General features: G+C 33.1%; 22 protein-coding genes and 1 tRNA gene. 17 read left to right on the top strand and 6 right to left on the bottom strand.

Annotated features, from left to right (window positions below):
• The first annotated feature begins 117 nt into the window (after positions 1 to 117).
• From MJQ71_RS01635 to MJQ71_RS01605, 7 genes are all read left to right on the top strand, one after another.
• Complete coding sequence (locus tag MJQ71_RS01635; protein ID WP_238803973.1) at positions 118 to 1320, top strand: DNA cytosine methyltransferase; 1203 nt, start codon at positions 118 to 120, stop codon at positions 1318 to 1320.
• The gene (locus MJQ71_RS01630) at positions 1321 to 3099 is read left to right on the top strand and encodes an McrB family protein (protein ID WP_238803972.1); all 1779 of its coding nucleotides are present in this window, start codon (positions 1321 to 1323) and stop codon (positions 3097 to 3099) included. It begins immediately after the preceding gene.
• A 41-nt stretch (positions 3100 to 3140) separates the two neighbouring features.
• Entirely contained in the window at positions 3141 to 4844 is a 1704-nt protein-coding gene (locus tag MJQ71_RS01625; protein WP_238803971.1) for a DUF2357 domain-containing protein, read from the top strand.
• 2 nt (positions 4845 to 4846) lie between these two features.
• Positions 4847 to 6049, top strand: a complete 1203-nt coding sequence (locus MJQ71_RS01620) for a DNA cytosine methyltransferase (RefSeq protein ID WP_238803970.1) — start codon at positions 4847 to 4849, stop codon at positions 6047 to 6049.
• Positions 6050 to 6851: 802 nt separating this feature from the next.
• Complete coding sequence (locus tag MJQ71_RS01615; protein ID WP_238803969.1) at positions 6852 to 7394, top strand: antirestriction protein ArdA; 543 nt, start codon at positions 6852 to 6854, stop codon at positions 7392 to 7394.
• Positions 7395 to 8348: 954 nt separating this feature from the next.
• The gene (locus tag MJQ71_RS01610) at positions 8349 to 8552 is read left to right on the top strand and encodes a hypothetical protein (protein WP_238803968.1); all 204 of its coding nucleotides are present in this window, start codon (positions 8349 to 8351) and stop codon (positions 8550 to 8552) included.
• 46 nt (positions 8553 to 8598) lie between these two features.
• The gene (locus MJQ71_RS01605; RefSeq protein WP_238803967.1) at positions 8599 to 8856 is read left to right on the top strand and encodes a hypothetical protein; all 258 of its coding nucleotides are present in this window, start codon (positions 8599 to 8601) and stop codon (positions 8854 to 8856) included.
• Positions 8857 to 9022: 166 nt separating this feature from the next.
• On the opposite strand, the gene MJQ71_RS01600 is transcribed toward MJQ71_RS01605, so the two are convergent.
• A complete protein-coding gene (locus MJQ71_RS01600; RefSeq protein ID WP_238803966.1) occupies positions 9023 to 9739 on the bottom strand; it encodes a hypothetical protein in 717 nt (238 codons plus the stop codon).
• Positions 9740 to 9976: 237 nt separating this feature from the next.
• Positions 9977 to 10780 carry a hypothetical protein gene (locus MJQ71_RS01595; RefSeq protein ID WP_238803965.1) on the bottom strand — a complete coding sequence of 268 codons (804 nt, stop codon included), beginning with the start codon at positions 10778 to 10780 and terminating at the stop codon, positions 9977 to 9979.
• A 100-nt stretch (positions 10781 to 10880) separates the two neighbouring features.
• Here MJQ71_RS01595 and MJQ71_RS01590 point away from each other — a divergent pair, with 100 nt between their 5' ends.
• On the top strand, positions 10881 to 11366 hold the full coding sequence (locus tag MJQ71_RS01590) for a thermonuclease family protein (protein ID WP_238803964.1): 486 nt from the start codon (positions 10881 to 10883) through the stop codon (positions 11364 to 11366).
• Between the two features lie 82 nt (positions 11367 to 11448).
• Here the strand turns inward: MJQ71_RS01590 and MJQ71_RS01585 are convergent.
• Positions 11449 to 11522 (bottom strand) — tRNA-Ile (locus MJQ71_RS01585).
• Positions 11523 to 11697: 175 nt separating this feature from the next.
• On the opposite strand from MJQ71_RS01585, the gene MJQ71_RS01580 reads away from it, so the two are divergent.
• The 5 genes from MJQ71_RS01580 (at position 11698) to MJQ71_RS01560 (ending at position 17148) form a co-directional block, all read left to right on the top strand.
• Positions 11698 to 12930 (top strand): HD domain-containing protein, encoded by a 1233-nt coding sequence (locus tag MJQ71_RS01580; RefSeq protein ID WP_238803963.1) that lies wholly within the window; start codon positions 11698 to 11700, stop codon positions 12928 to 12930.
• A gap of 153 nt (positions 12931 to 13083) precedes the next feature.
• Complete coding sequence (lpxD, locus tag MJQ71_RS01575; protein WP_238803962.1) at positions 13084 to 14136, top strand: UDP-3-O-(3-hydroxymyristoyl)glucosamine N-acyltransferase; 1053 nt, start codon at positions 13084 to 13086, stop codon at positions 14134 to 14136.
• 108 nt (positions 14137 to 14244) lie between these two features.
• Entirely contained in the window at positions 14245 to 15636 is a 1392-nt protein-coding gene (locus tag MJQ71_RS01570) for a bifunctional UDP-3-O-[3-hydroxymyristoyl] N-acetylglucosamine deacetylase/3-hydroxyacyl-ACP dehydratase (protein ID WP_238803961.1), read from the top strand.
• 87 nt (positions 15637 to 15723) lie between these two features.
• Positions 15724 to 16518: an acyl-ACP--UDP-N-acetylglucosamine O-acyltransferase gene (gene lpxA, locus MJQ71_RS01565; RefSeq protein WP_238803960.1), complete on the top strand. Its 795-nt coding sequence runs from the start codon at positions 15724 to 15726 to the stop codon at positions 16516 to 16518.
• A 12-nt stretch (positions 16519 to 16530) separates the two neighbouring features.
• Positions 16531 to 17148, top strand: coding sequence for an ABC transporter ATP-binding protein (locus MJQ71_RS01560; RefSeq protein WP_238803959.1), 618 nt, complete (start codon positions 16531 to 16533; stop codon positions 17146 to 17148).
• A gap of 18 nt (positions 17149 to 17166) precedes the next feature.
• Here the strand turns inward: MJQ71_RS01560 and MJQ71_RS01555 are convergent, their stop codons facing one another.
• Genes MJQ71_RS01555 through lpxK form a run of 3 tightly spaced genes read right to left on the bottom strand, consistent with a single transcriptional unit; the run spans position 17167 to position 19988 of the window.
• Positions 17167 to 17907 carry a class I SAM-dependent methyltransferase gene (locus MJQ71_RS01555; protein WP_238803958.1) on the bottom strand — a complete coding sequence of 247 codons (741 nt, stop codon included), beginning with the start codon at positions 17905 to 17907 and terminating at the stop codon, positions 17167 to 17169.
• A 56-nt stretch (positions 17908 to 17963) separates the two neighbouring features.
• A complete protein-coding gene (gene queG, locus MJQ71_RS01550; RefSeq protein ID WP_238803957.1) occupies positions 17964 to 18899 on the bottom strand; it encodes a tRNA epoxyqueuosine(34) reductase QueG in 936 nt (311 codons plus the stop codon).
• A 42-nt stretch (positions 18900 to 18941) separates the two neighbouring features.
• Positions 18942 to 19988 carry a tetraacyldisaccharide 4'-kinase gene (gene lpxK, locus MJQ71_RS01545; RefSeq protein WP_238803956.1) on the bottom strand — a complete coding sequence of 349 codons (1047 nt, stop codon included), beginning with the start codon at positions 19986 to 19988 and terminating at the stop codon, positions 18942 to 18944.
• 124 nt (positions 19989 to 20112) lie between these two features.
• Here lpxK and MJQ71_RS01540 point away from each other — a divergent pair, with 124 nt between their 5' ends.
• From MJQ71_RS01540 to MJQ71_RS01525, 4 genes are all read left to right on the top strand, one after another.
• Positions 20113 to 21201, top strand: coding sequence for an o-succinylbenzoate synthase (locus tag MJQ71_RS01540; protein WP_238803955.1), 1089 nt, complete (start codon positions 20113 to 20115; stop codon positions 21199 to 21201).
• Between the two features lie 122 nt (positions 21202 to 21323).
• Positions 21324 to 22001, top strand: a complete 678-nt coding sequence (locus tag MJQ71_RS01535) for a Crp/Fnr family transcriptional regulator (protein ID WP_238803954.1) — start codon at positions 21324 to 21326, stop codon at positions 21999 to 22001.
• Between the two features lie 109 nt (positions 22002 to 22110).
• Positions 22111 to 22575 (top strand): DM13 domain-containing protein, encoded by a 465-nt coding sequence (locus MJQ71_RS01530; protein ID WP_238803953.1) that lies wholly within the window; start codon positions 22111 to 22113, stop codon positions 22573 to 22575.
• A 22-nt stretch (positions 22576 to 22597) separates the two neighbouring features.
• Positions 22598 to 23308 carry a hypothetical protein gene (locus tag MJQ71_RS01525; RefSeq protein WP_238803952.1) on the top strand — a complete coding sequence of 237 codons (711 nt, stop codon included), beginning with the start codon at positions 22598 to 22600 and terminating at the stop codon, positions 23306 to 23308.
• The last annotated feature ends 11 nt before the right edge of the window (positions 23309 to 23319 follow it).

Below are 23319 nucleotides of genomic sequence, written 5' to 3'. Positions count from 1 at the left end.
TATCAGACATGATAAAAGAGGAAGCTAATAAGCTATGAACGAGCAGACCAAATATTATTTGGTCTCATCAGTTTTAGTTTTTTATTTTAAATATTATTGAATTGTAAAATAAAATTAATGAGTAATTTAACATTTATAGATTTATTTGCCGGTTGTGGCGGCTTTAGTGAAGGTTTTTATAAAGAAGGATTTAGATCTTTAGTCCATGTTGATTTTGATGAAGCAGCTTGTTTGACATTGAGAGAAAGAATGAAGTATTATAATTATTCTCAAAAGGAAATAGACAAAGCAGTTATTTGTGGTGATTTAACAAAAGAAGACGTCAACTTACAAATTGATAAAGTTCTTGAAGATAAGCAGATTGATGTTTTAGTTGGTGGTCCTCCATGTCAGAGTTTTTCATCTGTTGGTAGAGCTCAAGACCCTAATGCTATGGCAAATGACCCAAGAAACTATTTGTTTTTGAATTATATTAATATTTTAGAAAAATATAAGCCGAAGGTATTTGTTTTTGAAAATGTGTCAGGCTTGTTAACGGCTAAGCCTAATGGGAACTTTATTTTTCCACAAATTATAGAGGAAATGTCAAGATTTTATGATGTTTGCGATGACAAGAAGACCATTTTATTAAATTCCGTTCATTATGGTGTCCCTCAAATAAGGAAAAGAGTCATAATAATTGGAGTAAGAAAAGATTTAAATTTTACTTCTAAGGATGTTTATGAAAGTGTTAAAAAAGAATATTTCAGCCCAGAAATGGAAAAGAAGGGGGAAATAGGAAGTTTATTAAAATATAGGACAGTGAAAGATGCTATCTTGGATTTACCAAAAATTTTGCCAGGAGAAGGACAAGAACAAATATCATTCAAACCTTCTGAAGTAAACACATATGTAAATCAAATTAGACAAGAAAACTTCGATTTGTTATATAATCATGAAGCAAGAAATCATAATAGTGAAGATAGAAAAAGGTACAAAATATTAAGTGAAAATGAATGGCAGCTTAAAGATTTAGCAGAAGTAAATCCTGATTTAGTTCATCATGACCCAAAGCATTTTGGAAACCGATATACAGTACAAAAATACAATTCACCAGGAACTACGGTAGTTGCTCATTTGTATAAAGATGGTAACTTATTTATTCATCCCGACAGTAAGCAAGAAAGAACTTTTACTGTAAGAGAGGCTGCAAGAATTCAATCTTTTCCTGATGACTTCATTTTTAAAGGTTCTCGAACAAACCAATTTAAACAAGTTGGAAATGCAGTACCACCATTAATGGCTCAACAAATAGCAAAAGCAATTAAAAAATTTATATAAATGGCGGCACCATATTGGAAAACAGATAGAGTTAAGAATGTAAATACAACAAATCTCATAGATTTAATTACATTTTTAAAAAAATATGATGGTGGCAAATATTCAGACCTAACACAAAATGCTATTATACATTATGGGAAACAATCAAATCCAGCCTATTTTGGTCAAATTGTTACTCAAATGAATATTTTAGGTTTATTTACATTAAATGATAATGGCACATTTAATGTCTCTAAAATTGCTAACATGATTTTTAATGATAATAAATTAGCTAATTCATTTCTTGATTATGTTCTTCTAAAATTTCAATATCCGAGACCTCATATAGGTAGTACCAATAATTACTCAAAACCATATTTTTTAATATTATCAATTTTAATAGAGTTATATAAAATAAATCCTAACGAAGCATACTTTACTCAAGAAGAATTTTATTATTTATTTGATAATAATATAACTTCATTAAGTAGGGTGAATAATTTATTAATAAATCAAATATTAGCTGATAGGGTTTCTGGAGTAAAAAAAGCAAATGTCAATAATCTGAGTGGTATAATTTCATATGATAAAGCATTCTTTTCAAATAGTTGTATTTTATCATCAAATTCTAATTACTATCCAAAAGCTAAAGATTTTTTTATAGGATTATACCCCAATAAGGATATTTCTTTTGTTCAGTTTATTTGTAATCACTATTGCGACGGTTTTTTTGTTTACTCAACAAATAATAATGATTCTAAAAACGGATGGGCTAATTATTTACATAATGTCAATGATTTTTTTAATTATATAAATCAAAAAAATATGCTACAAGATAAAGGAGCATTCTTACAATATTGCATAAATAAAGGCTTCTATTTTGACGAAAGTTTAATTAGACGTTTTTTAACTTCTTTAACAACTAAGCCTTTTTTGTTACTTACAGGTATTAGTGGCACTGGTAAATCAAAGATAGCAGAACTTTATGGTGAGTTTTTACTTAAAAATTCTAAAGGAGCATTCTTATTAAAAGCAGTAGGAAGTAATTGGAATGATAATAAAAACTTGCTTGGATACTATAATCCTATCATTAGTAGTGGTAATTATAATGAGACAGACGTAGTTAAGTTTATTCAGGAAGCAAACAGTAATCCAACTCGATTATATATAATTCTATTAGATGAAATGAATCTGTCTTATACTGAAAGGTATTTTTCAGATTTTTTGTCTGCTTTAGAGAGTATAAGTAAGGAAATCACACTGCCAGATGGAAAGGGAAGTAATGTTAAATGGTCTGAAAATCTTAAAATTATAGGAACTATAAATGAAGATGAAACAACTCATACACTATCCCCAAAAGTCATAGATAGAGCAAATTTAATAGAGATGAATGGTATAAAACCAAGTAAGTATATTGAAGATTTGATTTTAAGGAATGATATAAAAACTAAAAACTTAAATACAAAAACATGGAAGGATAACTACATAATACTATTAGATGAAATATATAATGCTTTCGATGGGAAATTTGGTTTTAGGGTTATTGATGAAATTACAAGTTACATTTTGATTAATACCGACTTAACAAGTAATGATTTTATTGTTTTTTTAGATGAACAGGTTTATCAAAAACTATTACCAAAACTGCATGGTACAAGAGGAGAGTTATTAGTTAAATTGGAAAAATTAAAAGAAATATTTGACAAACCTGAATTTACTTCTGTTTATTCAAAGACAAAAATAGCATCAATGATTAATCAAATTAAAACTACAGGTTTTACTTCTTTTGTTACTGCATGATAAATTGTAAGGAAATATCTTTTAAAACAGAAGAATTAGAAATGTCAGTTATTTCGCCCAATACTGTTGCATTAGAGCTTGGTAGTGAAAATAGTCTGTTGGATAACATTTCATACACATTAGTTACAGTTCAAAAAGATTCAGATTTGGTTTTTGATTTATATAAAAGGTGTCCAATAATCCTTTTTGAAAACAAGGATTACATTTTTAAAGTACAGTTCAATAATTCTCGTAAAATTGAAAAACATGAATCTTTTGAAGTTATAGACAGTAAAAATGATACTACATACATTTTAAAATTTAACTCTTTAAACTATGTTGGCATACTTAATTTAAGTTTTCTAACAATTTTTATAAATCCAATAGAAATAGAATCTCGTAAAATTAATTACCAAGATGAATACAATAATCTGTTATTGAAAATTACAGAATTAGATACTGATTTAATTACAAGAGCGAGTTCAATTTTTGAAGCATCATCAAGAGTAGGGAATGAAATCACGCAAAATGATAATCTATTAAATACTAAATTAGCTTTTTTAAAATCAAAAATATTATCAGGTGATTTTGAAAACCTATATAACGCCTTTTTACGAAAACCAATAAAAAGAATCAAGTCTTTAACAGAGGAAAAGTTTTCTTGGGAAGTGGATAATTTAGATATAAGTAATTACATAGATGGTTTATTTAAAGAAAGTGTTTCAACACAAAATGGAATTATTCCATTGAAAATAAATGCTGATTATTATGATGATGAAATAAATACTATTGAAAATCAATTTATAAAATATGTATTAGAATTTGTTATACAATTGTTAGAGGAATTTAAAAGAAAAGCCAATCATTTAAATTTGAAAATTTTAAATTTTGAATTAGAAGAATGTTTACAAAGATGTAATAATATAAAAATGGACCCCATATTCAAGTCTATTTCGAGACTTAAATATTTTCCTACTAAGTCAAATACATTGCAAGTAAAGTATCCATACAGAGATATTTTTTCAATTTATATGATGCTATTCTATGAGGTTGAAATAGATGATGAAAGACTATCTGCATCAATGAGTACCCCACTTAAAAACTTGCCTGAATTATACGAATATTGGTGTTTTTTAACAGTATTTGAAGTTTTGAATAAAAATTTTGGTGAAAGTGATTTAGGCATTAATAACTTTATTAAATACAATCAAACAAATTTATCCTATACAATATGCCCAACAAGAAGTGGAATGACATATAAGATAGGCAATGATAAAAAAGTAGTATTGTACTATCAAAAATCATATTCAGTTGATAATATCATTTATAAAGGTCGGTCATATTCTCACAGTTTAGACCCAGACATTTCTCTTGAATTATTTATTGATGATAGATTAGTTTCTATTATTCATTTTGATGCTAAATATAAATTAGAGAGCCTTAGGACTTTTAAAATAGAAGATATTGATAAAATGCATACATATAAAGATGCAATATTAGGTACAATAGGTGCTTATGTTTTGTATCCTGGGACAAAATCAAAAAGTTACTTACAAGAAGAAATGGACTCAGTAACTGCGAATGTTTACTTTCCTTCGGTTGGTGCTTTTGTACTTAATATTGATAATTTTAAAGCAACAACAGAACAAAGTGCTATTTTCGATTTGATAAATCAATTCATAAATGTTGATATTTCTTTGAGTTCAAAGGGAATATTTACTAATACAAAAAAAGAGTATAATTATTTAAAAAGACTAATAGATTAAAAATGCTAAATTTTATTGATTTGTTTTGTGGTGCAGGTGGATTTGCCAAAGGGTTTGAAATGACGGGTAAATTTAAGTGTATAGGTGGTATAGATAATAAAGAAAGTGCTATTCAAACCCATAAGTTAAATTTTAAAAACTCCATTTCAATTTGTGATGATATAAGGAATGTGCCACCAGAAGATTTTAATGTTTTACTTAATGGACAAAAAGTAGATGTGGTTATTGGTGGCCCACCATGTCCTACGTTCAGCACTATTGGTCATGCGAAAATTCAATCGGTTTATAAAAATCAAGAAGAGAAAGATATTACAAATGACCCCAGAAATGATTTGTTTTTAGATTTTTTAAATTATGTTGATTTTTTTAGACCAAAAATATTTGTGATGGAGAATGTACCTCAATTCCTCACTAAATATAATGGTGCTACTTTTGAAGCTGTTAAAGCTATAATTGAAAGGGATTTACCAGAATATGAAATTGTAGAAAAAGTAAAAGTTTTAAATAGTGTAAACTATGGCGTTCCACAGAATAGGAGACGAATGATATTAGTAGGTTATCAGAAGGGATATAAATTTAAATATCCAGAAATAACTAATTGGTTTAAAAATGGTAAGTTCAATATTGACCCGAACAATGATAATCCCGATACGTCAAAATTAAAAAAACATATATCTGTTGAAGATGCTATTTCAGATTTACCACAGATAACGGACAATTGGAGAATTTCAGAGGTCGAATATTCAAGGCATGAAGAACTAAATTCATTTCAAAAATTAATGAGAAAAGATACTGGAATAAGTGTTAAAAATAATATTTGCAGGATGTCAAATAAGAGAGCTAAAGAGGTCTTTTCTCATATGAAACAAGGAGATATTTATATGGATTTAGCCCCCGAAATTAGACAGATTTTGCCTTTTAGAGAGGATATTTTTAAAGATAGATTAAAGAGATTAGTTAATGAAAATCCATCATGGACAGTATTGGCTCATATCGGTATGGATGGTTATATGTACATTCATCCAACCGAAGACAGAACATTATCTGTTAGAGAAGCAGCAAGAATTCAATCATTTCCAGACGATTTTGAATTTATCGGTAATCAACAAGATACTTATGTACAAGTTGGAAATGCAGTGCCTCCATTAATGGCAATGAAAATAGGAGAGTCTGTGTATGAATGTTTAAATACGATTAAAAAATGAAAATATAATTACAATCCTATTGCTACTAACAGGAATCAATATCTTTGACCAAGTAGACGCAAGAACTGTTGATTATACAAAAACAGTGATAAACAAAGAAGATATGGTTAAAATATTAGTAGTTAGAATATAAGTTTTTGATAATCTATATAGATAAATATTTCATTCGTATAACTAAGTAGCAATACTTTTAAACTTACAAATTGAACAAAACAAAATATAAACAGCCCCGACAAAAATTGTTCGGGGCTGTTTTAGTTATTCCACACAACTTATAAGTTACAAATATATATAAAGTTCTCATACTTTTATGAGCTTTCCTTCGGTCGGGCTATTCGCTTCAAGTCCGCCAAAAGCACATGGCAAACACACTTCGGGCTTTACGCTTCTATCCCTAAGCCAAATAAGGTCTGATTTTCTTTTGCTTCATTTCAGCAGTGCAAAAAAAGCACCGCCTCCATTAGCACAGCAGCCCAATTTCTACCAGTTTCACGGCAGTAATTAAGCTGCATTTCCTTTGCTACATTTGATTATTAATAAGGTCTTATTTTAGTTTTTGATTTGGGTTGGTCAGCACGCATAGTATTTACTTACACGGTTCAATCAAATTTACGAGTGATAAAATGACGTTTTCAAGTCTTCACTACGTCATTTGGCTATTTAGCTACGCACAAGGCAAACGCACCGTAAACCGCCAAATGGACTTGAAAATTAAGGGCTAAGCCCCGACATTTTTTACTCGTGTTGCCTTCGGCGATTGCCGTGCAAGTGCATGGTTTTATAATCTAAAATCTTTACTAAAATGCAAAATATTCCTTCTATCTATGTTGGCACTTATCACAAATATAACTGTGGCTCAATTGCTGGCAGGTGGCTTAATTTAACAGAATATTCATCAAAAGAAGAGTTTTATGAAGCTTGTAAAGAGCTTCATTCTGATGAAGAAGATGCTGAGTTTATGTTTCAAGATTGGGAAAATATTCCTGATTTCTTAATTTCAGAATGTAGTTTAGATGATGATGCTTTTGAATATTTTGAAGCCATTGCGGGTATGGATGATGATAAAATTGAAGCCTTAGAAATTTACCGAGATAATATTTTGGGTAAGCATTACCAAATTTCAGTTTCAGATTTATTGCAGCAGTTTGAAGATTCTTATCAAGGATATTACGGTGGTAAAAGCGATACTGCCGAAGTTGAATATGCTTATGAATACGTTGAGCAAGCTGGCTTTTTAAATAATTGTCCTGATGAATTATCGAGATATTTTGATTACGAAGCTTATGCAAGAGATTTGTTTTCGAGTTCATTTGTCGAGCATGATGGGCATGTTTTCATTAACTAAAAAAGGGGATTTATTCCCCGATTTCATGCCACCCAAGCCACTCACCCCACGTTTGGGGCGGCGGCTCGTGTGGCGTTTGGTGTTTTGGGGAAACTCAAAGTTTGCTAAGTTCGACAGTCCTTTTGCCCCTCACGTTTTCGGTGCGTTTGCTATTCTTCGTAAAAAGCTCCAGCCGCACAACCAAAGCTAAGTTTCATAATGTTGAATTATATAACCTTTGGTCAAGGGGGCAAGCCCTATATAATTGAAACATTATGAAAAATAGCCACAGGCTTTTTACCCAGCCGCACCTACACGCATAGTTTTCTGGAATTTTTCAAAAAACTATGGATTTCGACTGCCTTTGTTTCCACCATTTCAGCCGTGCCGTGAAAAACGGCACCGCTTACATTGGCACACAGGCACAGGGCTTTTGGCTGACACTTCGCTTTATTTCGTTTACATAAATCAAGCAAGGCAAAACACAAGGCTCGGCGATTGCTTGCTTTTTGCACGAAATCAAAGCCCAACCACTCAGCCCTAAGCCTGTTTATCCTACGCTCATTTATCGGTTTGATTGACAGTATGTTGGATTTTCAATTTGGTTTTCCCTTCGCCATCCCACCAAAAGAACTTGTCTGTGGGCAGGTGGCTATCGCCACCACTCCCACAGCCTTCAAACAGTTTTTGGTGGGGGTTGACTGGAACTCAGCGGCTTTTTCTCCCCCCTGTCCCCCCTCGCTGGGGGGTAGCTCGCACGGCTCGTCGGTCTGGTGCTTTATCATTTTTTCCAAAGCTACGAAAGTCAAACCCACAGTAGCAAGTTCAAGCCCTACGGGTTTTTGAAACAATTTTTCGGCTACGCCAGAAAATTTCTTTCAAAAAAACTTGCTACCAAGCCCCACAAGGGGGTGTCGTTTTGATTTCGTTTCCCGAAAAGAAAAAATAATAATTCACCTTTAAATCATAATCATTATGGATGCTTTTGAAATGTACAAAACTGTCGAAAATATAATCGAGGCAGAAATCAAAGAATTAAAGAAAAAGTTAAAATCAAAGCGTGTTGCAGACCAAAGCATGAAAGGCCATTGGGAAAAAGATTTGTTTGAGATAAGCCAATTAAGAAAAGGCATTGGCCAAATCAAAGAAGGCTTTTTAGATAGAGTTCTCCCTTACTAAGGGGGGAACTTTTTTATTCATTTCTCACTCTTAAATTCCTTTAATCATGAAAAATATTATCATAGATATTGAAGTTTTAGCTTTATTCTTTTGGAACTATTCACAAAATGATATTCAAGTCTTATGCGAAAACTTTGAATTTAAGCACTTTTGGGAAACCAAAAGATTTACATTTTCTGATAATACAAATGTGCAATTATGGCTCGGCTTTGCCAATTACTTCACTGATTCCGTGAAATTACAAATCTACCAAATGGCAAATGTGCGTTATCGAAAAGAAGCAAAGCGAAGAAAGAAAATATAAGAGAGGGGCTACGCCCCTTTTTTTTTATTCATCGCTTTTTAAAAGGAATATAATTGTTTGTGGACGTTCGTTGTTGCAATGGGTCGCTTCGAAATGCTGCCGCATTTCTCGACTCCACGATTGCAACTGCCACTCACTTATTTAGTTTCATCTTTTAGAGGGGGAATTAATTAAGTACTTCTATCGCCATTACAGGATGAATTTCCCAAGCCGTAGCTCTCCAATTATTCCTATCAAAAGTATTATCTGGGTCAACAACCCATGTTTCTCCATGATGGTCATAATCATAAAAAAGCCAACCACTAAATTTTACTCTACGACCTAACAATCTATCCCTTAGATTTTTCTTGGTCCATTTATTACCTATGTTACTTGCAAGCAACCCATTTTGAGCCAAAATTTGCGTTCTAAATGTTACCTCTGCCACAATTAAGTTTTTTCCTGTTTCATCAGTATCATTTCCATCCAAAACTAAATCAATATGTGTATCGACCATCCCTCTATCTGTTGCTCCACAATTACAAGATTCCCCTTTCGTTCCTCCAAAATTAACATCCTTCACAAACCCTATAACAGAAACTGCTCTACTATGATTTGGACTATTTAAAGGCGGTTTTATGACTTTAGTTCCAGAAGGCAGGTCAATAATATCTTGAATAGTCATTTCTTCAAATACATTATTTACAGGCATTCTGTATCTATTCTTAAGTCTATTTTGTGCTTTTTTATTTGCAGTTGCATTACTCTTTCCATCAATCGAACAAGTTTCTCCAACTTTAGGGTAGTCTTTAAGTATATCAAGATTTGGCCAATCTGGTAATAATATAAAGCTTGAACCCAGTAAGAGACAGCTTAGCAAAAGTAAATATCTTCTTGTTTTCATGTTGTTGAAATTTTTAATGTACAATTAAAATTAAGTTTTATTTCAAGGATTATCAATGATAAAGTATCCATTTTTATTATTCGGTACTTCATAATTCACACATGATTAACCCATACTTATTTCATACATAAGTTATACATATCAGCACCATTTAAAGGAATTTTTAGCAATAGGTAAAAAAACAAAAGCCCTCTCAAATGAGAAGGCTTTGTTTTATTCACCTATAAATCAAAAATCTTAGAATATCTTACAGATTTTCATGCAGTTTCCTTGCGAGAACAAATACTTGTTTCCATTCACATCTTGGAAAAACTCAATGCCAATGACATTCAAAACTGAAACATCACTCGTTAATGTAGGACTGCCAGCAAATGCACTTGTGATTGTAATGGCAGGAGTTACCGCATTAACAGGAATGAAAGCAGAATACTTAATATCTACTAACTCATTCAAAACAGGCTCTTTTGGCTCGTAGCCACCAGTTGTTGCATTGAATTGAAAATCAGAAATTGCCGAAATTGCATTCACCAATCTAAAATGCGTTGCACCTGATGGGATGTTCAAATAACTTAACGGATTGAAAGGCTGAAATACTACTGTAGAGCTATCTCGTTCAACTGTTGGGGTTATAGTAAACGGAGCAGTAATTGTTCCACCAAATGAAACAAAACGATTAAATTCAAAACCTTCCAAATATTGCGGAACAGTTGAAATCAAAACCGCTCTTTGTCCCCTTGCTTCAGAACCATCTTCCAAGTTGATTTTTTTCATAATGGCAGTTAAACGACCAGTTACTTGATTGTCAGCCATTGACTTCAATAAACTTGCGAGATAAACTCTAAGCGATTTACCAACCATTGCACAACCTGCAAACTCGTTCATATTTTCACGAGTACGAGCAAACTCTGGTGCTGTGGCGATTTGTTCACCAGTTGGTCCGCCAATCATTCCAGCGAAGTAACCCTGATTACCTTTGATTTTAAAATGTCGAACATCGCCGATAGTTCCGACATATTTCATTACTCCTTTTTGCCTTGCCATGATGCTAATTATTTAAGTTTTACGATTGTTTTACTATACTTGCAAAGTTAGATAGTCGTAAAACCACATCAATTATTCAAATAAAAGCATAGAGGCGTAAATGGAAGCTAACGAATCAAAACTCATAAGACCCCACTTTAAAGTGGTTCAAATCGTAGATGGTGACGGCTTAATTGTGGAAAATATTTCTACAAAAGAACAAGAAGAAGTTCGCATCTACGGCATAGATGCACCTGAGTTAAAACTATCAAATAAATTGCTGAAAGACGAAAGAGAGTTAAACCTTCCTGCACAATTTTTAATTGAACTTGGAAACAAATCTTTGAACTTTATGCTCCAAGTAGTTCGACCAGACGACAAAGTTACTCTGGTTCAAGAAACACGAAACATGGTTGATAGTTACGGCAGAACCTTAGCTTATGTTATTTTGGAGGATAGTAAATCAGTAGGAGAAGTATTAATAGAAAATGGATTTGCCAAGCCATATTCTAAAGTATATTGTGATGATTTACCAAAATATCAGATGCTTAGTTTAAAAGCGAAGTCGGAAAAGAAAGGTTTGTTTTTATTTACCGATACTTTCTGAATATAACTCAATTTGTATGTATCTTGTATGTATCAAAAAAATAAGGAGTTACAACTTTCATCGTAACTCCTTGATTATCAGGTGGGCCCACTTGGAATCGAACCAAGCACCTACTGATTATGAGTCAGTTGCTCTAACCGAATGAGCTATAGGCCCTAAAACCACTTTTTGGTTTTGTGACGCAAAATTAGACATTTCTTCCCTTACTACAAAATTTTATCTCCATTTTTCTCCCATTCACAACTAAAATTTTCTTCTTTGTGTTGTTGCTAAGTAGCCCTAAAAAATAAAATACTACCTTTGCACACCTGCTAAAAACACTTTTATAAGCATGACCAACAAACGTAAAATATTCAATGACCCCGTTTATGGATTTGTAAGTGTGCCTTCCGATTTAATTTATGACCTAATCGAGCATCCTTTTTTCCAGCGTTTACGTCGTATCAAACAATTGGGTATGGCCGAATACGTTTATCCAGGTGCTTTGCATACACGTTTTCATCATGCCCTTGGTGCAATGCACTTGATGGGACAAGCTTTGCAGGTTTTACAGTCTAAAGGACATCATTTGTCAGACGCAGAAATCGAAGCTGCTCAAATTGCTATTCTGCTGCACGATATTGGTCATGGCCCTTTTTCGCATGTATTGGAATATACCATCTTGAATGATGTTCATCACGAACATATTTCGGCTCTATTGATGGAAAAACTGAATCAGCAATTTGGTGGTCAACTCAATTTAGCAATCGAAATGTTTAATGGTACATATCAACGTGAGTTTTTCCACCAACTAATTTCGAGTCAGCTTGACATGGATAGAATGGATTATCTCAACCGAGATTGCTTTTTCACTGGTGTGGCCGAAGGTACAATTGGTGTTGACAGAATTATAAAAATGCTCAATGTTGTTGATAATCAATTAGTTGTTGAAGAAAAAGGTGTATTGAGTGTAGAAAACTTTTTGAATGCTCGGCGTTTAATGTATTGGCAAGTTTATTTGCACAAAACTTCGATTTGTACCGAAGTAATGCTCATTCAGATTATTAGTAGAGCAAGAGAAATTATTAAGAATGGTCAAAAATTATTTGTAACTCCTTCCTTTTCGTTGTTTTTGGAAGAACAAATTAGTTTAGAAGCATTTCAAACCAACGAAAAATATTTACAAGCATTCACCGAAATTGATGATTATGATATTTGGGCTTGCGTAAAAACTTGGCAACATCATTCGGACAAAATCCTTGCAACTATTTGCAAAGATTTACTCAACCGAAAACTTTATAAGGTCAAAATTTCTAATTTTCCTATTGAAGATTCATTCATCAATCATTTGAAAGCCGCTCTTCTTGAAAAAGGGGTGCAGGAAGATGAATTAAAATATTTCATTACTGAAGGCGATGTTAGTAATAAAGGTTACATTTCGGGCGATGAAACAATTAATATTCTCACAAAAAATAAAAATATTATTGATATAGCCGATGCTTCCGACTTGCCAACAATTAAGGCTTTAATTAACATCGTGAAAAAATACTATGTATGTTGGGGCAAAAATGTATCTTTGCATTGATTTTGCAGTGCAAGGAAAGTTTTTTGTATTATTTTAAGATTATATTTTACAAAACCATTCGATCGTCAATAACGTCAATCACCGTATTCGAGCGAATAGCTAAACACTAACGCAAAAACCTACGCAAGAAAGCACTTGCATGGCACGAAAAATATGAAATTCACGGTTAAGCAAATAGCATATCTACTAAATGGTGAGGTTCGAGGCGATGACTCTCTCACAATCAGTCAATTAGCAAAAATTGAGGAAGGCACTACGGGTGATATTTCTTTTCTTGCTAATGATAAATATGAGCCTTTTCTTTATACTACAAAAGCAAGTGCGGTGATTGTGGGGCGTGATTTTGAACCCAAAAAAGATTTTACAGCCACACTTATCATTGTTGAAAATGCCTATATCGCATTCACACAATTATTAGAAGAGTATCAAAAGATTTTAGATTTTTCCAAGAAAGGAATAGAACAACCTGTATTCGTTGGTGAGAATACCACCATTGGCGAAGATATTTATCAAGGAGCATTTTCTTACATCGGGAAAAACTGTAAAATTGGGAAAAATGTAAAAATTTACCCCCAAGTATATATCAGCGATAATGTAAGTATTGGCGATAATACCATTTTATACGCTGGAGCAAAAGTTTACGAAAATTGTATCATTGGTAACTACTGCGTTATTCATTCAGGAGTTGTAATTGGTAGTGATGGTTTTGGTTTCGCTCCACAAGCCGACGGAACTTATAAAACAATTCCACAGTTGGGTAATGTAATCATTGAAAACAATGTGAGCATTGGCTCAAATTCGACGATTGATTGTGCTACGATGGGTTCAACAATTATTCGTGAAGGTGCTAAAATTGACAATTTGGTGCAGATTGCTCATAATGTTGAAATTGGAAAAAATACAGTTATTGCAGCACAAACAGGCGTGGCAGGTTCTACCAAAGTAGGTAATAATTGTATGATTGGTGGACAAGTGGGAGTAAATGGACATATCACGATTGCTGATGGTACTCGCATTGGTGGCCAAGCAGGCGTAACAAAAAGTGTAAAGAAATCAGGAACAGCCATCAACGGAACACCAGCTTTTGATTTGAATGATTATTTGAGAGCAATGTCAGTTTTACGAAAACTTCCCGCCTTAGAAAAACAAGTAAAAGCTTTGGAAGAACATCTACTAGAACTCAATCAACAAGGGGTTTTGGTTTAATTTACTCATGAATTCGATTGTATAATTGAATTATAATTATAGCTATTCAATCCGACGGTTAACCGTCATTCATATTACATTTGCCTAAGAAAAAAAGTAACATTAACAATGAACGTTAAGCAACAGACCCTCAAAAAATTAGTTTCTATTACAGGCGTAGGCTTGCATACTGGCGAAAAAGTAACCATGTTATTGCAACCTGCTGCTATCAATCATGGATATAAATTCCAAAGAATCGACTTACCAGCAAAACCTATTGTTGAAGCTGACGTTGACTACGTAGTTGATACTTCAAGAGGCACAGTTCTAGAAAAAGATGGTGTAAGAATACATACTACTGAGCATATTTTATCGGCATTGGTTGGTTTACAAATCGACAATGTTTTGATACAATTAGATGGTCCCGAAATTCCGATTGCAGATGGCAGTGCGATTCAATTTGTAGAATTAATTGAAGAAGCTGGTATCGAAGAACAACACGCTTTACGTAATTATTATGAAATCGAAGAAGCAATTCATTTTCGTAACGATGACCAAAGTATCGAATTAGCGGCTTTGCCACTCAATGATTACCGCCTAACAGTAATGGTTGACTATAATTCTTCTGTACTTCATAGCCAACACGCCCAATTACATGATATTAATCTGTACAAACAAGAAATTTCTTCTTGTCGTACTTTCGTTTTTTTACATGAGTTAGAAGCACTTTTTAATGCTGGACTAATCAAAGGTGGAAATATTGATAATGCCGTAGTAATAGTTGATAGAGATATTTCAGAAGAAGAAGTTGAAAATCTTGCAAAGTTACTCAACAAAGAAAAAATTCACGTGGGTAAAACAGGCATTTTGAATGATATGCCGCTAAGATTTGCGAATGAACCTGCTCGACATAAACTGCTCGATGTTATGGGAGATTTAGCATTGATTGGCCGCCCATTAAAAGCCCATATTTTGGCCGCTCGCCCTGGTCATACGCCAAATGTAGCATTAGCGAAAAAAATAAAAAAACAAATGACTGACGCGGCAAAAAGTACGCCGCAATACGACCCAAATACCCCTCCAGTATTTAATGTTAGTGAAATTGCTCGACTTCTACCCCACCGTTATCCATTTGCTCTCGTAGATAAGATTGTGTATCTCGATGGACAAACGGTTGTTGGTATTAAAAATATTACAATGAATGAGCCACAATTTACAGGTCACTTCCCTGACAACCCTGTCATGCCAGGAGTGTTACAAATTGAGGCGATTGCACAAACAGGTGGTGTTTTGGTTCTTACCTCAACTGGTGACCCAGAAGCCTATTGGCCATATTTAGTTGGAATCGACAATTGTAGATTCTATCGCAATGTTTTACCCGGTGATACGTTAATTATCAGATGTAATCTTCTCGCTCCAATCAGACTAGGTGTAGCCAAAATGCACGGCGAAGCTTGGGTTGGAAAGAATCTCGTTTGTGATGTTAACATGACCGCTAGATTAGTTAAAAAAGCAAAATAATCATTAAGCTAAAAGATTTTTATTAAAAATTAACAAAGCAACGCTTTTGTTGGTTTTGATTCTAATCATCGGCTTTTAATAAGAAAAATGAATCAACCGCTAGCTTACATACACCCCGACGCAAAAGTTGCACAAAATGTAGTAATTGAGCCATTTGCAGTAATCCATAAAGACGTAGAAATTGGCGAAGGTACTTGGATAGGTTCACACGCTATCATTATGGAAGGTGCTAGAATTGGAAAAAATTGTAAAATCTTTCCAGGTGCTGTTATTTCAGCCGTTCCACAAGATTTAAAGTTTAAAGGTGAAAATACTGTTACAATTATTGGCGATAATACAACTATTCGTGAATGTGTAACTGTCAATCGAGGTACAATTGATAAACACCGTACCGAAATTGGCTCAAATTGCCTTATCATGGCTTATGCACATATTGCACATGATTGTATTCTTGGAAATAATGTAATTTTGGCAAATGCTGTGCAATTAGCTGGCCATATTACAGTTGGAGATTACGCAAATATTGGCGGGATGTCTGCAGTTCAACAATTTGTAAAAATCGGGAAACATACTTATATCGGAGGTTGTTCTCAAATTAGAAAAGACGTTCCTCCTTACATTAAAGCTGCTCGTGAACCACTTTCTTATGCTGGTATCAACTCTGTTGGATTGCGTAGAAGAGGTAATTCTGACGAAAAAATTGCAGAAATTCAAGCTATTTATCGATATATTTACCTTCGTGGCCTAAATAATACTGATGCAATTACACAGGTTGAATTAGAATTTCCAGCAACGCCTGAAAGAGATGAAATTTTGAATTTTATTTCAAATTCTGAGCGTGGAATTATCAAAAGTCCAGTCAAAAAGGTTTCGGAAGAATAGTAACGATGACGAATGGTAATTCAACTAGAAAATTTAGGTAAGAAGTTTCGCAAAGAATGGATTTTCCGAAATGTCAATCTAAGATTTGACGCAGGAAATAGTTACACTTTCGTTGGTCCAAATGGCAGCGGAAAATCGACTCTTTTGCAAGTTTTGATGGGTACAATGCCCCATTCAGAAGGGAAAGTTACTTACTTATTTAATAATGAAATAGTTGAAATTGACGATATTTATAAAAAAATAGTCATTGCTGCACCTTATCTTGAGTTAGTAGAAGAATTTACATTATTTGAATCAGTAGAGTTTCATCAGAAATTCAAACGTTTTAAAGATAATCTTACACCAAATCAACTCATTGATTTGCTTCAACTTACTTCTCATAAAGAAAAAACAATTAAGAATTTTTCTTCAGGAATGAAACAACGACTCAAATTAGGTTTGGCATTTTATTCTGAAGCTCCAATTATTCTACTCGACGAACCAACCTCAAACCTCGATGCTCAAGGTTTAGCTTGGTATTTAGAACACATCAAAAAACATACGACTAATCGGCTACTTATTATCTGTTCTAATCAGCCAGCGGAATATTCTTTTTGTAAGAATATTATCGATATTCGGGATTTTAAATAATTGATATTTTCCAAAAAATCAATCTTTTTCAATAATTCCAACCTTAGTAAATAATGGAAAACTAACTTTTTCATTATCTTTCCAAAAGCTTTTAAGTTCATTTATTACTGAATTTACTGGATTTTCGCTATGTTTTTTAATATAATGCTGCACTGAAGACCATGAATTGAAATAACCTTCTGCCATTTCGAGCGTCCAGCGGTATTCATTTTTGAAAATTGGACAAGGAACTTGTCTGAATGGGAAAGGAATACTCTCTAGTTGATTATCGAGGTGTTTTCGCTCGGCATCCCAGTAAGGGCCTGTAACATTCCAGTAAAAATCTTGTAAAATTTCATCAATTTTACCTTCAAATCGTGGCATTGAATAACCAATCACAAACAAAATTGCTCCATTTTTAGCCACTCGTTTTGCTTCAGAATAAAATTTTTCAAAATCAAACCAATGAATGGCTTGGGCAACAGTTATCAAATCAAAGGTATTATCTTTAAAAAAAGTAGATTCTGCTTTTGCTAGTGAATATTCAATATTTTTGACCAAAAAAGCATTTTCCAATTGCTTTTGACTAATATCAGTTGCACAAACATTTTCAAAAAAAAGAGCCAATTCTCTCGCCATTTGTCCATTTCCAGTAGCACAATCCCATGCACAATTTTTATTTTTTACAACTTCTTTTAAGTATTCAAAAACTTCTTTTGGGTACGTCGGGCGAAACTTTGCATAAGTACTTGCTTGATTAGAAAAATTATCTTTTGCCATTGATTTTGATGATTTCGATGAATTGCCTTAATTTATCTTTTTAGATTTGTTTAATTTCAGTTCTTCACAAACGCAATATTCCTCCTTAATCCTTCTAATTTCGTCCGTTTTACAGCACTTCGTTTGAATATCTCTTGAAAAATCTCTTCTGTAATCTCTTCCCAATCATTTTTAGTAAACTGCTGTAAATCAGTATTTTGAGTAAATTCTGGAGTAGAATGAGGTTTAGAAAAACGATTCCATGGGCAAACGTCTTGGCAAATATCACATCCAAAAATCCAGTTTTCAAATTTTCCTTTTACATCTTCTGATATAGCTTCTTTCAACTCAATTGTAAAATAACTGATACATTTTGAGCCATCAACCACGTAAGGTTCAGTAATTGCATCCGTCGGACAAGCATCAACACAACGAGTACAAGTTCCACAATAATCTTTAATTGCTCCGTCAGGTTGGAGAACTAAATCACAGATAATTTCACCAATAAAAAAGAAGCTTCCAATTTCTCTTGTAATCAGGTTTGTGTGTTTCCCGACCCAACCAATGCCACTTTTTTTTGCCCAAACTTTGTCCATTACGGGAGCTGAGTCTACAAAGATTCGTCCATTGACCTCACCTATTTCTTCCGAAATATACGCCATCAAATCCTTCAATTTATCTTTCAACACAAAGTGATAATCAGTGCCGTATGCATATTTTGAAAGTTTGTAATTATCATCGTTTGTTGGAAGTTGTTGCTCTGGAAAATAGTTTAAAATAACAGTAATAACTGATTTTGCTCCATCGACTAATTTTCTTGGGTCAAGTCTTTTATCAAAATGATTAGCCATATAACTCATTTTTCCATGATAATTTTGGTTGAGCCACGCTTCCAAACGAGGAGCTTCTTCTTCCAAAAAATCTGCTTTAGAAATACCACAAGCATCAAAACCCAAGTCGGTGGCTTTAGCTTTGATTATTTGGGAATATTTTTGGTGAAGAGCGTTTTGCATGAAGTAAGTGTACTAGATATTAGCATTTTGAAAAGGAAAAAATTATTTCAATTTCCCTAAAATAAAGTCGTCAAAAACTTTTTTATCTTCAATTTCTATTTCAATTGGAACATAAAAAAATAGGTTTAACTCCTTTTCAGACAATAAAGGCTTGAGTTTTACCATGTCTTTTTCGGTTGTAATCATTTGTGTAATTATGTCTGAATAAGTATTTTCTACAATAATTTTGTCAATGTCTTTTCTTGAAAAAGCATAATGGTCAGCAAAGTTATGTACTTTTTTTACTTCGATGTTTTGGCTCAAAATATAATCAACAAAAATCTCTGGCTTAGCAATACCCGTTATTATTGAAGTACTATTTATAGGATTAAAGACACTTTTCTCAGAATATCCACGTATAGGTTTATACAGAATTCTTGAAAAAAAGATTGGCGTTTCACTTAAAATATATTTACTGATACCTGATTTAATTTGTTTATAATTTTGACTAGAAATCTCGTTCGGACATTTAGTTACGATTACGGCATCTGCTCTTTTGGCACTGGTTCTTACATCACGCAGGCGTCCGATTGGCACCAAAAAATCTTCATAAAAAGGTCTATTATAATCACAAAGCAATAAATTTAGGTGCGGAGCAATTTTCCGATGTTGAAAAGCATCATCAAGAATAACTACTTGATTACTATTCGTTAATGACTCAATTTTATTTACGCCTGCCACCCTATCTTCACAAACTACTACGTTTACTTTACCATTAAATTTCGAGAAATACTGCATCGGTTCATCTCCAATGCTCTCTGCTGTTGCGTTTTCATCGGCCAAAATAAATCCCTTTGTTTTACGTTTATAGCCCCTACTCAAAATACTAACTGGCTGTTTATCAAGCAGTAAACGCACTAAATATTCTACATGCGGAGTTTTGCCAGTTCCACCTAAATTAAGATTTCCAACATTAATTGTAAAAATATTTGTCCGAACGGATTTAAAAAATCCGTTATCATATAGCCAATTTCTACTATATATAATAATATTTATCAATAGCATTAAAGGATATAAAATCACTTTTAGCGTAAAAAAAACAAACTTCATTTGGTTTAATTTTGTATATTGACCTTTGTATTTTCAGTAAAAAGCCCTGAAATCATATAAATCATCTATTTGTGTCATAAAAAACAAAAGTTTCTGTACTTTTGCCAAAATTAAGCAATTTTCAATGGGTCTGAAAGTCAAATGGTCTAAGCATACATTAAAGTTCAGGTTTGAAGCAGGAACTTCACGTGGAGTTTATACCGAGAAAGATACTTTTTTCATAAAAATCTTCGATTCTGAAAACCCTTCAATTTTTGGGTTAGGTGAGGCCGCTCCATTGAAAGACCTAAGTATTGATGATTTGCCCAATTTTGACACAATTTTACAAGATATCTGCGATAGTTTTAATAGTTTAGATTTAGAAGTCTTCGAGTGGAACATTAATATTATTCTTTCTCAACTCATTGATGATAGACTGCCTTCAATCAAATTTGGCTTCGAAACGGCTCTTCTCGACATCATGCATTGTGGAAAAAGAATCATTTTCGATAATGATTTTGTTAAAGCTAGAAAAGCAATTAGCATTAATGGCTTGGTTTGGATGGGAAATAAAGAGTTTATGGCGGCTCAAGTCAACGAAAAACTTGCTGCAGGCTTTGATACAATCAAAATGAAAGTCGGTGCGATAAATTTTGAAGAAGAATTAGGGATTTTAGCCGATATTCGTCAACAATTTTCTTCTGAAAAAATTACACTCCGAGTCGATGCAAATGGTGCTTTTCTGCCCGAAAATGCCCATGAAAAGTTATTACAACTAGCTGACTATCAAATTCATAGCATCGAACAACCCATTAGACAACACCAAACCGAGGCTATGATTTCTTTGTGTCAAAATCCACCAATTCCGATTGCGTTAGACGAAGAATTGATTGGAGTGACCGATTATGTTCAGAAAATGCAATTGCTCAAAAAAATCAAGCCTGCTTATATTATTTTGAAACCAACTTTGCTAGGTGGATTACAACATTGCCGTGAATGGATTGAAATTGCTTCTCGATTACATATTGGTTGGTGGCTTACTTCTGCACTCGAATCAAACATTGGTCTCAATGCCATTGCTCAGTTTTCTGCCGAATACAAAAACACACTTCCTCAAGGACTTGGAACTGGTGCTTTGTACCACAATAATATTGAAAGTCCGTTGGTTGTGAAAGATGGAAAGTTACATTATCAACTACAAAGAGGTTGGGATTTAAGTTTAATTCCTCAATAATTATCTACATTTATGTAATTTTACTCAAAACAGCAAAAATTACATTAACATTAGTTTGTAAAACTCTCTCATCTATTTTTCATTTTTTATGTAACATTTTTTTGCTAACCATATTCACAAACATGAATCTCGAAACTAAATATTGGCATCTTCATAATCATAAATTGATGAATGTTTTGAGTTCGGCTGAGCTAAAAGAAATTTGCTTAATTACAAATTTCAAAACTGCTAAAAAAGGAGAAATCATCTATTTTTCTCACGACGAATCAAGTCGAGTTTATACCTTAAAAAGAGGAACAATTAAAATTGTTGAAATTGATGCCAAAGGCAATGAAATAGTTAAAGATATTCTCCAAGAAGGCGATTTATTTGGACAATTTACACTCACCGATGAAACGCTCGATGAATATGCAGTGGCGATGTCAGATTATATCACTTGTTGTAGTTTTCGTCTTGATGATTTTGAAAAAGTTATTGAGCGAAACCCTGCTCTTGCTCTTCGATATACCAAATGGATGGGTTTTCGCCTCAAACGCCTCGAAAACCGATACGCAAATTTAGTTTTCAAAGATGTGCGTTCAAGATTAATTAGTTTTTTGAAAGACTGGGCAACAAAAGAAGGTTCAAATAATAACAATGAAATTATTCTAAAAAATTATCTCACTCATCAAGATATTGCCAGTCTGATTTGTAGCACTCGCCAGACTGTCACAGCACTTTTCAATGACTTAAAAGAAAAAGGTGCATTAGATTATTCTCGCTCCGAAATCATTATCAAAAACATGACCTTACTAACCTAATAAACAACTCACTATCAAGTACTTAATAACTTCCTCTTCCATTTGGTCATTTAGCCGACATTTACTTTTTCAAGTACTTTCTACATTTGTATCATCAAAATAAGAAAGTATGATTAAAATATTTGTGTCTCTTTCAATATTACTTTTGAGTTTATCGGCGTGTGAAAATGGGCCGATCAAGTCTTCAACAGCAATAGCGGACAACTCAAATTCTTCAACTCCAAATTCGACTAACATTAACGAAACTGACTTACAAAATCAGACATTGATTTTGCAAGGAACATTCGTTTCAGGAGTGCATGCAACTTCTGGAACTGTAAAGATTTACGAAGATAAAAATCTCAATCGAAGTCTTGTTTTTGAAAATTTCAAAACCGATTCAGGCCCTGATTTACGAATCTATATGGCCGAAGATAAAGTCCTCACAAATTTTATTCAAATCACAGATAAAGCAAATACAAGTGGTAATTATATGTTACCGATTCCAGCAAATGTCGATTTGAAAAAACAAACAACCGTTATTATTTGGTGTCGGTCATTTTCGGTTTTATTTGGTAGTGCTTCATTAAAATAGATTTAACATTTTTACTAAACACATGAAAAAAACCTCATTTTTATTATTTATTTCTCTAATTATTGGTCAATTTGCTTTTTCTCAGAGTAAAAATCAACGAGTTTTAGACTTTTCAATTGCTGCAGGAAACGGTTTTTCACCTGCATTTTCTTATCAATATCTTTTGGGAATTGGCAAAACTGGCAAATTCAAAGTCGGTTCTGGAATTAGATTTACTTATTTTTCAGGAAAAAACATGGATTTAATTACCGCTCCAGCATCACTTACATCAGGTCAAAAAGGGCCACAAGTTCTTTTTACCGAAAATATTTTTAGCAATTTTGATACGCTTAAAATTGCTAAAATTGGTGTTGGTTATCTCAATATTCCAATTCATTTACAGTATAGTTTTAGCAATAAATTTGAAATTGGCTTCAACATTGACGCCATCGGCTTGAGTTTTGGCAGCAAACAAAATGGAACATTCTATGCAAGCGAATCGAAAAGCCTTCATAAAAGTTCACAATCTGCAAAACCAACCACATTTAACTTGCTTTTGGTGAGTGATAACGATTTGGGCAGCCTTAATTCAGAACTTTATGCACGATATTGGGTTAATGATAAGATTGGTTTGAGAGCTGGTTTAAGTTTTCAATTTGTTGAATATTCAACAGATAAAAAACTAACTTTTGAAAACGATAGATTTCGGACAAAAGTACTTTTGCCAATGATTGCATTTTCATATAAATTCTAAATTGACCAGCG

The organism is Emticicia aquatica (assembly GCF_923079645.1).
GTDB classification, from domain to species: domain Bacteria; phylum Bacteroidota; class Bacteroidia; order Cytophagales; family Spirosomataceae; genus Emticicia; species Emticicia aquatica.
The sequence above is the reverse complement of the archived record's forward strand: the minus strand, read 5'-3'. Positions and strand labels throughout refer to the sequence as shown.